Annotated in this window: 11 protein-coding genes; all 11 read right to left on the bottom strand. The window is 30.3% G+C overall.

Annotated features, from left to right (window positions below):
• Positions 1 to 30: 30 nt before the first annotated feature.
• Positions 31 to 1,743, bottom strand: coding sequence for a chromosome segregation SMC family protein (locus tag HGPT_RS01545; protein ID WP_019138139.1), 1,713 nt, complete (start codon positions 1,741 to 1,743; stop codon positions 31 to 33).
• Between the two features lie 4 nt (positions 1,744 to 1,747).
• Entirely contained in the window at positions 1,748 to 2,797 is a 1,050-nt protein-coding gene (locus tag HGPT_RS01540) for an elongator complex protein 3 (RefSeq protein WP_019138138.1), read from the bottom strand.
• Positions 2,790 to 3,485 carry a ribonuclease III gene (gene rnc, locus HGPT_RS01535; RefSeq protein WP_019138137.1) on the bottom strand — a complete coding sequence of 232 codons (696 nt, stop codon included), beginning with the start codon at positions 3,483 to 3,485 and terminating at the stop codon, positions 2,790 to 2,792. The genes HGPT_RS01540 and rnc overlap by 8 nt, the downstream gene beginning before the upstream one ends.
• 4 nt (positions 3,486 to 3,489) lie before the next feature.
• A complete protein-coding gene (gene acpP / locus HGPT_RS01530; RefSeq protein ID WP_019138136.1) occupies positions 3,490 to 3,717 on the bottom strand; it encodes an acyl carrier protein in 228 nt (75 codons plus the stop codon).
• Positions 3,717 to 4,700, bottom strand: coding sequence for a phosphate acyltransferase PlsX (gene plsX, locus HGPT_RS01525; protein WP_019138135.1), 984 nt, complete (start codon positions 4,698 to 4,700; stop codon positions 3,717 to 3,719). Before plsX ends, acpP begins: the two co-directional genes overlap by 1 nt.
• A gap of 202 nt (positions 4,701 to 4,902) precedes the next feature.
• Positions 4,903 to 8,439, bottom strand: coding sequence for a pyruvate:ferredoxin (flavodoxin) oxidoreductase (gene nifJ, locus HGPT_RS01520; protein WP_019138134.1), 3,537 nt, complete (start codon positions 8,437 to 8,439; stop codon positions 4,903 to 4,905).
• 239 nt (positions 8,440 to 8,678) lie between these two features.
• A complete protein-coding gene (gene hprK / locus HGPT_RS01515; RefSeq protein ID WP_019138133.1) occupies positions 8,679 to 9,590 on the bottom strand; it encodes an HPr(Ser) kinase/phosphatase in 912 nt (303 codons plus the stop codon).
• A complete protein-coding gene (gene uvrC, locus HGPT_RS01510; RefSeq protein WP_019138132.1) occupies positions 9,580 to 11,442 on the bottom strand; it encodes an excinuclease ABC subunit UvrC in 1,863 nt (620 codons plus the stop codon). The genes hprK and uvrC overlap by 11 nt, the downstream gene beginning before the upstream one ends.
• A 1-nt stretch (position 11,443) precedes the next feature.
• Positions 11,444 to 13,195, bottom strand: a complete 1,752-nt coding sequence (locus tag HGPT_RS01505) for an aminopeptidase P family protein (RefSeq protein WP_019138131.1) — start codon at positions 13,193 to 13,195, stop codon at positions 11,444 to 11,446.
• A 100-nt stretch (positions 13,196 to 13,295) separates the two neighbouring features.
• On the bottom strand, positions 13,296 to 13,541 hold the full coding sequence (locus HGPT_RS01500; RefSeq protein ID WP_019138130.1) for a hypothetical protein: 246 nt from the start codon (positions 13,539 to 13,541) through the stop codon (positions 13,296 to 13,298).
• 556 nt (positions 13,542 to 14,097) lie between these two features.
• A partial coding sequence (locus HGPT_RS01490) for a hypothetical protein (RefSeq protein ID WP_040542222.1) occupies positions 14,098 to 14,299 on the bottom strand: 202 nt, incomplete at its 5' end.

Genomic DNA, 14,299 nt, shown 5'->3' with positions numbered 1-14,299 from the left:
GAAAAGTTGCCCTTCCCATCTTATTTTTTTCTAGAATTTTAAGCATTTCTGAAGATCTTTAGTCGAAGAAACAATGATATTTTGCGACATTGAACCAAGAGCAACAGAAATTGCCTTTTCAAAATCTTTTTCTACATAAAACTTTTCTGCAACAGGTCCATAAAGAGAATCTTTAAAAATATTATTTCTAGAAGAAAAATTCATAAAAGATTTAACTGTTCTATTATATCCTTCATAGTTTGATTCCATATTTTCAAGAATTTTTAACTTAGCTTTTATTTCATTAGCATCATTTTTTCTAGCAAGCAATTTATTTTCTTGATTTTTGTTTTCTTCTTCTAATTTTAAGAGATTTGATTTGGTCTTTTCAAAATCTTCATCTTCTTTTTTTAATTTTTCTTTTAAAAGATCTAGTTCTCTTGTTTCTTTATCAATAATTTCTAAAAATTGAAGCTGATTTTCCTTTAAGCTCTCTATACTTTTATCTAGACTATCTTTTCTATTATTTTTTTCTTTAATTATGTCTTTTAAAGTTTCATTTTTAAAATTTAAATTTTCAATTTCATTTCTTATCTTATTTTTATTTTCAAAATTTAAATTTCCAATTTCTTCAAGATTTCTAAAATCTTCTTCTAATTTTTTTATTAATTCTTCCTTAGATCTTAATTTTTCAAGAATTTCTACCTTTTTAGAATTTAAAACATCTTCATCTTCTTCAATTTTTTCTAGAGAATTCTCACTATTAATTAGATTTTTATTTAGTTCTTCATTTTCAAAAGTAATCCTCTCAGAATCTTTTTTTAATGAATTTATTTTTTCTTCGTCTAAATTTATCGCTAAGTTTAATTTATCATAAGCCTCTTTCTTAATGTTTAAATTTTCAGCAGATAACTTTTCTTCTTCTTTTAAATTGGATATCTCACTTTCAAGTTCTTGCAATAAATTTGACAAATTATTTCTTTTTTCTAAAATACTTTCAGAATTTTTATTTAATTCTTCTAATTTTTCTTCTTGACTTAAAACTTCCTCTTCACGATTTTTCATATCCTTCAAAGAAAAATTTATGTCATATACTTTTAATTTTTGATAATCTTCTAAGTATGCCTCAGCTTTTTGTGCTTGAATTCTCAAATTCTTTTCTTGCACTTCTATTTCAGATAAAATATCTTCAATTCTAATTAAATTTTCTTCTGTCTTTAAAAGTTTATTGTTAGATTGAACTTTTTTATACTTGTATTTTGAAATCCCCGCAGCTTCCTCAAAAATATTTCTTCTATCTTCAGGTTTTGAACTTAGAACTGATTCAATTTTTCCTTGTCCAATTACAGAATATCCATCTTTTCCTATTCCAGTGTCCATGAATAGTTCTTTTATATCCTTGAGCCTACATTTTTTATTGTTTATTAAAAACTCACTTTCAAGAGATCTGTACATTCTTCTAGTAACTGACACTTCATTATAGGGAAGTTTCAAAGCCTTATCTGAATTATCAAAAACTATTGTAACTTCAGCCATTCCCAGTGGTTTTTTTGAATCAGTTCCAGAAAAAATAACATCTTCCATTTTACTTCCACGAAGATTTTTCACAGATGTTTCTCCCAGTACCCAGGTGATTGCATCAGTTATATTACTTTTACCACTGCCATTTGGACCAACTATAGCCGTTGTGGTTTTATCTAATTCAATTTTTGTTCTATTAGCAAAGGATTTAAAACCTTGCATAGTAACATTTTTTAAAAACATGAACTCACCTATAATACTTCCTAACATCTATAATTTCATCTCTATTAGCTATGATTTCTACTTCAAAATCTGACAAATCTTTTTGTCTAAGACTTAATTTTTTTATTTTAAGTTCTTTAATCAATTCTTCCTTATTTTTTGAAGCCTGTCCACTAATATTTGAAATATTTTTTCCCTTGGCACGAAGAACAAGTTCATCAGCTAAATTATTTGATTCTTTAAAATAATTTATAAGTGCATTTTTAAAATAATAAGATTCAACTAATTGTCTATAAGCTGGATGAAAAGCTCCTGCCACTACATCTCCATTAAAATTAATATTCTCTGTTGGCTGAAGACCAACTCTAATTACATTTATATTGTTTTTATAATAAACATTTAAAATATCTGCAACATACTTTAGGGACTCTTCTAATTCAAGAGCCTTATAATTTCCATTTTTTAAATTCTTATATAAAGCAGTTTCTTTTATTACAAGAGTCGGATAAATTCTCACACAATATGGCTTGAGTTTTACAAATTCTCTGGCTGTATAAAGTGATTTTTCTAAATTATCTCCAGGAAGTCCAACCATTTGTTGCAGTCCAAGACTTAATCCATAATCTTTAATTAGTTTAGCAGATTCATAAACACACAAAGCATCGTGACCTCTATTTGATAATCTCAAAACTTCAGGATCAAGACTTTGTACTCCCAATTCAATTATATCAACATCATATTTTTTTAAATTGTCCAAAATGTCTTTATCTATTGCATCTGGTCTTGTTGATAGACGTATATATTGTACAAGCCCTTTTTTCTTAAAACTGTAAGCAACTTTTAAAAATTCAGTTTGCTCTTCTATTGGTATAGCAGTAAAACTTCCTCCATAAAAGGCAACTTCAATATTATCTTTCCTCTTAAAATAAGAAAGATATTCCAAAATAGTTTTCTCAACATCACTATTTGAAATATCTGTAGACATTCCCGTTATTTTTCTTTGATTGCAAAAAACACAATCATTAGGACAGCCATAGTGAGGAATGAAAATTGGTATAATATTTCTCTTAGACATTCCCTCTCCTTTCAAAGGCATCCCTTGCAGCTTCTTGTTGGGACTCTTTTTTAGTCCTACCTTTTCCTTTTCCAACCAAGATATCATCTAAATACAATTCTGTGAAAAAAGTCTTGTCGTTATCTGGACCTTCTTCTCTCACTAAAATATACTCAGATTTTTTCCCAGACTTCTGTACTTCTTCTTGAAACTTTGTCTTAAAATCTATATTAAAAAGTTTATATGCATCTTCTTTTAAAAAATCATCAAATAAATTTAAAACAATTCTTTTAGCAGTATCAAAATCCGAGTCTAAATAAATAGACCCAATCAAGGCTTCCAGAGCATCAGCAGAAGTAGACTCTCTCTTGCTTCCGCCATTTTTCTTTTCACCCTTGCCAAAGCTTATATAATCTCCAAGCCCTAAGGTCTTTGAAATAAAAAACAAAACTTTTTCATTTACAGATTCTGCCCTCATTTTACTAAGAGAACCTTCATTATCCTTTGGAAAGCTCTTATAAAAATATTCTCCTATAACCAGTCCAAGTACAGCATCTCCAAGAAATTCAAGTCTTTCATTGCATTCATACTGTTTCATCTTATTTTCATTTACATAAGAACTGTGAGTCAGGGCCTTTTCTAAAAGATCTTTGTTTTTAAAATTATAATTTAATTTTTTTTCAAGATTTTCTAAATTGGAAAAGGTCATGGGTTTATTGATCCAAGTCTTCTACATAATCTATTACATCACCAATAGTCTTTAATCTTTCCAAATCTTCTTCAGAAACTTCTGTCTCAAATTCTTCTTCTATTGTCATGACAAGTTCTACAAGTTCAATAGAATCAGCATTTAAATCATCTTGAAAATTCATATCTTCTTTAAGTTCGTCTTTATCAATATTAAACTGTTCAGCAATAATTTGTAAAATTCTATCTTTCATTATTTTTCCACCTTATCTTTTATTTTATCTACAATATTAGATTCTACTATATCTATGGCATATTTTGCAGCATTTTTTATAGCCCTTCTATCAGAATTTCCATGAGCTTTAATAATATTTCCATCTATTCCAAGAAGAAGTGTGCCTCCAACTTCTTTTGCATCTAAATTTTTAAATTTTTTCATTAAAAATTCTGTAAAAGCAGCTTTTGTTTTATCATCAAGATCAGTATTAGCTATTCCATAAAATACGTTTTTTGTCGCAAAATCAACAACACCTTCAATTGATTTTAATAATATATTTCCATCAAAACCATCACAAACAAGAAGGTCCATATCATTATCCATTATATCCCTTGCTTCAATATTTCCAACAAAATTTAAGTCTGATTCTTTTAATTTTTGGTAAGCTTCTTTATAAAGAGAATTACCCTTACCTTCTTCAGAACCAACATTTAAAAGTCCTATTTTAGGATTATCTATTTTATAATATTCCCTCAAAAATACATGACCAAGAGTTGCAAATTCAAGTAAAAGATCTGGACTAGTATCCATATTCGCACCTGAATCTATAATCAAAGTATTTGATTTCATCCCTGGTATCAAAGTTGGAAGAACTCCTCTTTTTATTCCTTCAATTCTACCAACAATAAAGATTCCTCCACCTAAAAGAGCTCCAGTGCTTCCCGCAGAAATAAGAGCATCTGCTTTTTTTTCTTTTAAAAGAGTCATAGCCTTTACAATAGATGCATCTTTTTTCCTTCTCAAAGCAAGAACAGGTTCTTCATTGTTTTCTATGTTTTCTTTTGCATCTACTATTTCAATCTTATTTTCATTATAATCTAGGTCACTGAGATTTTTTTTTATAAAATCTTCTCTTCCCACTAATATAATTTCTTTGTCAAATTCATTAGAGGCATCAACCGCTCCCTTGATGATTTCTTCTTTATTGTCGCCACCATTTATATCAAATATTAATTTCATCTCGACCTCCATTAATAAATTTAATATTATATTAAAAATTTAAAAAATCAACGTTTTGACTAGATAAAAAAACAATTCTTAATCTATAAAAAATAACTTATTTAATAAAATATCTTGTTAAAAATTCTAAAATAAAATATATGTAAAAACTCGCTCAAGTTTCCTCAAGCGAGTTTAATTAGCAATTAAAATTTATTTAAAATTATTTTTCGTCTTCTGCAAGAGTTAAATAACTTTCATATCTTTCTTTTGCATTTTCTTCAGCAACTTCGTAAAGTTTTTCCGCTCTTTCAGGGAATAACTTTTTAAGAGATGTATATCTTACTTCTCCGTCAAGGAAGTCTCTGAATGGCTTTGTAGGTTCTTTTGAATCTAAGATGAATGGATTCTTTCCTTCTTCTTTAAGTTCTGGGTTAAATCTGTATAGGTGCCAGTAACCTGTTTCTACAGCTTTCTTTTCTTCTTCGACTGAGAAGCCCATACCTACTCTAATACCATGGTTAATACATGGAGCATAAGCAATAATTAGTGATGGTCCATTGTAAGCTTCTGCTTCTTTAATTGCTTTGTAAGCTTGGTTTTTATCAGCACCAAGAGCAATTTGTGCAACATATACATATCCGTAAGTTGTAGCCATTAGACCTAGGTCTTTCTTCTTAGTTAACTTACCTGCTGCTGCGAATTGTGCAATTGCTGCAGTTGGAGTTGCCTTAGAAGATTGTCCACCTGTATTTGAATAAACTTCAGTATCAAGTACTAGTACGTTTATATTTTCACCTGATGCAAGAACATGGTCAAGTCCACCGTATCCGATATCATATGCCCAGCCGTCTCCACCAATTATCCATTGACTCTTCTTAATTAGGAATCTTTCTAATCCTTGAAGGTCATCTATAATTGTATCAGCTTCTTCGTTTCCGAATTTTTTATCAAGAACTTTTAATACATTTGCACTTGCAGCCTTAGATGTTTTGTAATCGTCCATGCCGTCAATCCAAGCTTTAAATGCATCATTTGCTTCAGAATCAACATTAAGTTCTATGAAATCATTCATTAGATTCTTAATTCTATTTCTTGTTTGTTCTTGAGAAACAGCCATACCATAGCCATATTCAGCATTATCTTCGAATAGTGAGTTTGCCCATGATGGTCCATTTCCACAATCATCTGTGCAATATGGCATAGATGGAGCTGATCCACCCCAGATTGATGTACAACCTGTAGCGTTAGCAATACTCATTCTATCTCCAAATAATTGTGTAACTAGTTTTACATATGGAGTTTCTCCACAACCAGCACATGCTCCTGAGAATTCAAGATATGGTGTTTGGAATTGAGTGTTCTTGAAGTTGTTAGGTTCAATATTTTCTTCTTTAGATTTAATATGTTGAGATGCGTATTCCCAATTAGCAGCTTGAACTTCAATTTCATTTTCAAATGGTGACATTACAAGAGCTTTTTCTTTAGCTGGACAAACTTGAGCACAGTTTCCACATCCAGTACAATCTAGAGGAGAAATTTGCATTCTGTATTCGTAATCTTCAAGCCCTTTGCCTCTAGCTTTAATTGTTTCAAAGCCTTCAGGTGCATTAGCCTTTTCTTCTTCATCAGGCAAGAAAGGTCTAATTACTGCGTGAGGACAAACTAAAGAACATTGATTACATTGGATACAGTTTTCACTCTTCCAGTGAGGTACATTTACAGCAATACCTCTCTTTTCGTAACGGCTTGTTCCAGATGGGAATGTACCATCAACCATGTCTACGAAAGTTGAAACAGGAAGGTCATTACCTTCTTGTCTATTCATCGGAATTAGGATGTTGTTGATAAAATCAGGTGCTCCCTTGATTTTGAAGTCCTTAGTTGTATCAGCGTTTTTCCAAGAATCTTTAACTTCTACTTTGTTAAGTGCATCAATACCTTGATCTACTGCAGCGTAGTTCATATTAACAATATCGTCGCCCTTAGCGCCGTAATCTTTTACAATTGCTTCTTTAAGAAGTTTTACAGCTTGATCAATTGGAAGTACTTGGGAAAGTTTAAAGAATGCAGCTTGCATTACCATGTTTGTTCTTCCACCAAGTCCAACTTCTGCAGCTATTTTTGTTGCATTAATTGTGTAGAATTCAATTTCATTATCAGCAATATATTTTTTCATATATCCTGGTAGGTGTTCGTCAAGTTCTTCTTCATTCCAAATTGTATTTAGAAGGAACTTTCCACCTTTTTTAAGTCCTCTCAAAAGGTCATAAGAATATACATAAGATTGTTTAGAACATGAAATAAAATCTGTTTCTGTCAATAGGTAAGTTGATGTAATCTTGTTGTTACCAAATCTTAAGTGAGACATTGTAACCCCACCAGATTTTTTGGAGTCGTAATCAAAATAACCTTGTGCATACATATCAGTGTTATCACCAATAATCTTTATTGCAGATTTGTTTGCACCAACAGTACCATCTGATCCGAATCCCCAGAACTTACATCTAATAGTTCCTTCAGGTTCTGTTGTGATTTCTTCTTTGATTTCAAGAGATTTATGTGTTACATCATCAAGGATACCAATTGTAAAGTCGTTCTTTGGTTGATCTTCTTTAAGATTATTAAATACAGCAAGGATATCTGTTGGGTTAGTGTCTTTTGAACCTAAACCATAGATTCCACCAACAATAAGTGGCTTCTTGTCTGATTCATAGAATGCATCTCTAACGTCAAGATATAGAGGTTGACCTGCAGCACCTTTTTCTTTAGTTCTATCAAGAACTGCAATTCTTTCAACAGTTTCTGGAATAGCTTCCATTAAGTGTTTAACTGAGAAAGGTCTGTAAAGGTGAACTTTAATAAGTCCAGTTTTTTCTCCCTTGGCATTTAAGTAGTCAACAACTTCTTCAATTGTTTCTGTTGAAGAACCCATTGCTACGATTATGTCAGTTGCATCTTCTGCACCGTAGTAGTTGAATAAGTGATATTCTCTTCCTGTTAATTTAGAAATTTCCTTCATATATTCTTCAGTAATATCAATGATATTAGTGTAGTAGTTATTTGAAGCTTCAATTTCTTGGAAGTATATATCAGGATTTTGTGCAGTACCTCTAATTTGTGGTCCATTAGGGTTAAGAGCTCTTTGTTTAAAAGCTTTTACTGCTTCTTTGTCTACTAATTTTTCAAGGTCTTCGTAGTTAAGTACTTCAATTTTTTGAATTTCGTGTGATGTTCTGAATCCGTCAAAGAAGTGAACAAAAGGTACTCTTCCTTTAATTGCTGATAAGTGAGCAACACCAGCTAAATCCATGGATTCTTGAACTGAACCTGATGCTAACATAGCAAATCCAGATGCTCTAGATGCCATTACGTCTTGGTGATCTCCAAAAATTGAAAGTGCGTGTGAAGCTAATGCTCTAGCTGCAACGTGGAATACACCAGGAAGTAATTCTCCTGCTATCTTATACATGTTAGGTAACATAAGTAATAAACCTTGAGATGCTGTATATGTTGAAGTTAATGATCCAGCTTGAAGTGAACCGTGAACAGCTCCAGCAGCTCCTCCTTCTGATTGTAATTCCTTAACCAAAACTTCTTGACCGAAGATGTTTTTTCTTCCGTGAGAAGCCCAAGCATCAATGTGTTCAGCCATTGGTGAAGAAGGTGTTATTGGGTAAATACAAGCAACGTCTGAAAAGGCATAAGCCACGTGAGCAGCTGCTTCATTACCATCCATTGTTTTAAATGTTTTAGACATATTTGCCTCCTAAATTATTATTAATAATATAAATATTAACTAACCATACTGTTTATATTATAGAACTTAATTTAATAAATTTCAATAATATTGTTAATAAAAGTCCTAAGAAGATTTGAATCAAGCGAATCGTGAAAGACCTTCCATAATATGGAATTTGTTTTTTCTCCTTTAATTCTAAAATACTATTTATAAAAATAAATAAACAAAATTTAAATAATAAATTATTTTTTATTATCTTATTTTCTATTCCTCATTAATCTATTGTTTAGTGCTTCTGCAGGATTGTAACCTAATTCTTTTTGTTTGTAATTTTTTGTTGCCACTTCAATAATAAGTGCTGTATGCCTTCCTGGTTTAACTGGAATATCAAACCTAACTACATCAATGCCCAAAATGTTTTGGTAATTGTTGTCTAGACCTAATCTCTCGTATTCCTTTGATTCATCCCAGTCTTCTAAATTAATTACAACTTCAATTTCCTTTTCTTCCATGACAAAGCCAACTCCAAACATTTTTTGGACATCTATTATGCCAACTCCCCTAATTTCCATAAAATACTTTGTAATTTCTGGAGATTTTCCTATTAATCTCTTGTCTATATTTTTTATAATTACTGAGTCATCTGAAATTAATCTTGCCCCATTAGAAATAAGATCTAGGGCAGTTTCACTTTTTCCAATTCCACTTCTTCCAGTTATTAAAACTCCAATACCCGAAATATCTAAAAGAACTCCATGCATTCTCATAGTAGGAGCAAGTTCTTCTTCCACGAGAGAAATTATTTTGCTAAAAACTTTGGATGTAGTATCGGGACTTCTAAGAATTGTCACATTATATTTTTCTGCAAGATTAATTGCCTCTGGAAAAATTTCACTATTTCTCGAAAAAATCACTGCAGGTATATCATACATAAATAATTTTTCTAATTTTTCATATCTCTCATTTTCGTCTAGTGAGTTTATAAAATGCCATTCTTGAGTGCCAATTAATTGTATTCTATCTTTTACAAATTTTGAATAATATCCATTTAATTGCAAGCCAGGTCTATTTATGTCACTGCTTTCTATTTCAATTTCATTGTAATTTTTTGCTGCATGGACAAGTTCAAAATTAAGCTCGTCCACAATATATTTTATTTTAACGCCCATTTTTTCCTCCCCTAAAGTGCTCATAAAGTGAATTAGCACTTGCTTCATTCATGGATTCAACTTCCATGAGTTCTTCGACACTGGCATTTTTTATCTTCTCTATGGATTTAAAATGTTTTAATAGATTTTCCTTTCTCTTAGGGCCAATTAATTTAATATCATCAAGTTCCGATTTAAACATAGTTTTAGTTCTCAATGACCTGTGATAATTTATGGCAAATCTGTGAGCTTCTTCTTGAATTTTATAAATCATCTTGTAGGCTCTTGAATTTAAATCTACTTTATATTCTTCATTGTCATAAATTATTCCACGTGTTCTGTGAAAATCATCCTTTACTAATCCACAAATTTCTATATTTAAATTTAATTTATGAAGAATTTCCTTGGCTGCGTTGACTTGTCCCTTGCCACCATCCATCATGATTAAGTCAGGAAAATTTGAAAAAGAAGTATTCTTATCAGATTCTTTTTCTTCTACTCCTCTTTTAAATCTTCTCTCAATAACTTCTTTTAAACTAGAATAGTCATCAGGTCCAAGAACACTTTTTATCCTAAATTTTCTGTAATCGCTTTTTTTTGAATCACCATTTTCAAAAACCACCATTGATCCTACAGATTCAACTCCAGAAATATTTGAAATATCATAAGCTTCAATTCTTCTTGGAATATCATCAAGTCCAATTAAATCTTTTATGTCTTCAAGAGCTTTCATATTTGACTCGGCACGTTTTTTGAACTTGTCACCATATTTTTCTATCATATCTAAAGCATTTCTTTTTACCATTTTGACAAGCTCTTTTTTATTTCCCTTTATTGGAACAATAATACTTACCTTATTTCCTCTTTTTTCAGAAAGCCAATCTTCCAAAACCTTAAGATCCATTGGTTTTTCTTCCACAATAATTTCCTTAGGAATATAAGATGCCCCTATATAAAATTGTTTTATAAAAGATGAAAAAATTTCTTCATAACTTTCGTTGTAATAGTCTCTAATCATGTAGTGCTCACGACCAATTATTTTTCCATTTCTGAAAAAGAAAATTTGAATAAGAACTTCATCAATTCCCTTGGCAAGAGCAATAATATCTTTATCATCACTAGCTTCTGGATCAGAAATTAGTTGTCTTTCCTTTAGATATTCCAAATTTTTTATCCTGTCCCTAATGTCTGCTGCATTTTCATAGTCAAGATTTCTCGAATAATCCATCATCTTTTTATTAAGCTTTTCAAGCAAATCACTATTTGAACTTGATAAAAAATTCAAAATCTCATCAACCATTACATTGTAGTCTTCATCTTTTACATTTCCTATGCAGGGACCCATACACTTACCTATATAATAATTTAAGCAAGGTCTATAGGGTTTTTCTTCTACATTTTCTAAATTTAAATTACAAGTTCTAAGTGGATAGACCCTCTCAAAGGTCTCTATAGAACCATTGACAGCAAAGACATCAGGATAGGGTCCAAAATATTTTGCCCCATCTTTTGCAATCCTTCTTGTCTTCATAACTCTTGGAAATCTCTCATTTAGCTTAACTTTAATGTAAGGGTACTGCTTGTCATCACGAAGGAGAATATTATATTTTGGATGATTGTCTTTAATTAAATTCGATTCTAAAACTAGGGACTCAACTTCATTTTCTACTATTATATACTCGAAATCATGAATCTTTGACACCATGCTGGCGACTTTTTTGGAAGATTTACCATAAGATCCAAAATATTGTCTTACTCTTTTCCTAAGAGATTTAGCTTTTCCAACATAGATTATCTCGTCTAATTCATTTTTCATTATATAAACTCCTGGTTTATCAGGAAGCTTATCAAGCCTTTCTCTTAAATCTAACAATTTAAACCTCTCTTGTCGCTTCTTTCAAATAATTTAAAATATCTCCATCTAAGTGTGGGCTTAATTTTTCAAAAACTTCTTTGTGATAAGAATTTAAAACTTCTCTTTGTCTATCTGTAAGCAATCTTACATCAATTGCTTCTATTTCAAAGGGACAAAAAGAAATTGTCTTAAATTTATTAAAAATTGAATCTTCTGTTTCGCTGTCAAAGACAACTCTCATAATATTTTCAAGTCTTATGCCGTGCTTGTCTTCCTTATAAACTCCAGGTTCGTTGGAAACAATCATGCCCTCTTCCATCCTAACTGCAGGATCCCTTGGTGAAATTCTTTGCGGACCTTCGTGAACGGATAAGACAAAACCAATTCCATGTCCTGTTCCACATTTATAATCTAGTCTTTCTTGCCACAAGGCATATCTTGCAATGCCATCAAGAGCCAAATCATAAGTTCCCTTTAAAAATACAGCGTCCATTAAATCAATGTGACTCTTTAAAGTTAAAGTATAATCTCGAATTTCTTCCTCTGTTAGTTCTCCCATGGCAATGGTTCTAGTTATATCAGTTGTTCCAGAATAATATTGTCCGCCAGAATCCACTAAGTAAAATCCTTTTGGCTCAATTATGCTTTGATTATCCTCTCTTGCGTGATAATGCATCATGGCTGCGTTTTTACCATAGGCAGAAATCGTATCAAAGGAATTTGAAATATAAAGAGGATCTTCTGCACGCATACTATCAAGTTTCATGGCAGCTTCGTATTCTCCAATTTTATTTTTAGCATTTTCCTTTAACCAGCAGATAAACTTAAATAAAATTGCTCCGTCCCTCACATAAGTTTCTTCAAGATTTTTTATCTCAACTTCATTTTTTATTGTCTTTAGATCTTCTGAGATATTTCTTCCAAAAATAATATTATTATTTTCACAAAGTCCCCTATAAATTCTTTCATTTATTGATGAAGAATCAAGATATATTTTTTCATCTTTATAAGTTTTTAAATAAGAATAAAATTCTTTATAATCTTTTAATTCAACAATCTTTAGAAGTCCTTTTTCAATCTTTTTTGTCTTTTCCCTATCTGTAAATAAAATTACCTTGTCGCTTTCAATTATCATAAAAGAAATCAAAACTGGTGTGTCCTTTATGTCCATGCCACGAATATTTAAGGTCCATGCAATATCCACAAGAGATGAAAGAACAGTCATATTAGCATTTTTCTTTTTTAGAATTTCTCTAATTTCAATAATTTTTTCTTTAGCTGATTTCCCTGCATATTTTATATCTAACAAGAAAGCATCATCAGATGGATAGTCATACCTATCTTTCCAAAGGTCTTTTATCAAATCTATATCAATAATTTTAATATTTTTATTTTCTAATTTTTTTGAAATAGATTTAAATTCTTGGTGAGAAAAATATTCCGCATTAAGACCGAGAGTCATTCCATCTTCTATATTTTCAGCTATCCATTCATCATAATTTAAAACTCCAGCTTGTCCTTGTTTTTTGAGTTCAAAGCCAAAATCCTTAATTTCTTTTTCAGCTTGGATAAAATACCTGCCGTCTGTCCAGAGATAAGCATCTTGATTTGTTATAACAGCAGTCCCCTGTGAACCAGTAAAGCCAGTTACAAATTCCCTTTCCTTATAATAGTCTGGAAGATATTCTGACCCGTGAGGATCCTTTGATGGCACAAGATAAAAATCTATTTTATTTTCTTTCATTATATTTCTAATTTTATTTAAAATCACAATATCACATCCTAAGTCATATATTATCACAAGAGGAAATTAGGGCAAAGAAAAAAGTCCGGTCTCCCGAACTTTCTTGTCTTTATAATTTTTTTATTTACTAAATTTTTTCATCAATTAAATTAATAAATTTTTCATTGCCCTTAATTGGCAAATAAATATCATCTTTTTGAAATTTTAATTGAGCATATTGATTAGTAAAAATAGTTTTATTTTTTAAATCCACAATATCATTTATTTGATAAACTCTATTGTTAAAAATAATTTCATCATCCTTTATTACAATTCTGTTTATCATTAAATCAAGGAAAACAAAAGTAATTATTAATAAAAGACAACTTTTCAAAAAACTTTCATATGACATAAGTAGTTGCAATAATTCATGAGGAATATTTTCATTATTATTTTCTGCAAATTTTAGAACTATAGCTCTAATTTGTGGAAATAAAAATTTAAAAAACTTATTTTATAGCCATCCCTTAAAACATCAAATAGACAGCCCATAAATTTCATAGCAAAGTAAATCCATATTAAAAAGAATGACAATGAAAAAACCAAATAAAGCGGATTTAGATTGTTGTAAATTTTTTCTTGATTAAATTTTTTACTTCTCTTCTTTGCTCTGTAATATAAAAGTAAAATCATAAAGCAAATAAAAATAACAAATTCCATTACTTTTTACCTCTTCGCTTAAAAATGCAGAATTACTAAAAATTGTATAATCTCTTCATGATTCCCTTACGTCATTAAATATGTAAAATCAAATTTGCTTAATACCTAATTTTTAATAATAGCTCATAAAAATTTTCAGTTTTAGTATATAAAAATATTTTCTGATTGTAAAGTGTTAAAAAGTCCGGTGAAATAATTTTCAACCGAACTTTTTTGTAATTTAAGTTGTCTTACTTATCTGATTCAGTATAAATTTGTGTAGGTCCATCAGATCCACCAATCATTTCTACTTCACCATCTTGAGTCATTTTTCTCCACTCATCATTGGAAATTTTCCTATTTATTAATTTTTCCATTTGAGTTTTTGTCAAACCCTGATTCTCTTTTGCAATAGTTTTATTTAGAAAGAATCCTGTAAAAAATGACAAACAT

Origin of the sequence: Peptoniphilus timonensis JC401, assembly GCF_000312025.1 — a bacterium.
Classification (GTDB): Bacteria; Bacillota; Clostridia; order Tissierellales; family Peptoniphilaceae; genus Peptoniphilus_A; species Peptoniphilus_A timonensis.
The sequence above is the reverse complement of the archived record's forward strand: the minus strand, read 5'-3'. Positions and strand labels throughout refer to the sequence as shown.

Bases quoted from the DNA above. Each gene is read 5' to 3' on its own strand.
- HGPT_RS01540 (WP_019138138.1), bottom strand. From the start codon at position 2,797: ATGTCTAAGAGAAATATTATACCAATTTTCATTCCTCACTATGGCTGT.
- HGPT_RS01545 (WP_019138139.1), bottom strand. From the start codon at position 1,743: ATGTTTTTAAAAAATGTTACTATGCAAGGTTTTAAATCCTTTGCTAAT.
- acpP (WP_019138136.1), bottom strand. From the start codon at position 3,717: ATGAAAGATAGAATTTTACAAATTATTGCTGAACAGTTTAATATTGAT.
- plsX (WP_019138135.1), bottom strand. From the start codon at position 4,700: ATGAAATTAATATTTGATATAAATGGTGGCGACAATAAAGAAGAAATC.
- rnc (WP_019138137.1), bottom strand. From the start codon at position 3,485: ATGACCTTTTCCAATTTAGAAAATCTTGAAAAAAAATTAAATTATAAT.
- hprK (WP_019138133.1), bottom strand. From the start codon at position 9,590: ATGGGCGTTAAAATAAAATATATTGTGGACGAGCTTAATTTTGAACTT.
- nifJ (WP_019138134.1), bottom strand. From the start codon at position 8,439: ATGTCTAAAACATTTAAAACAATGGATGGTAATGAAGCAGCTGCTCAC.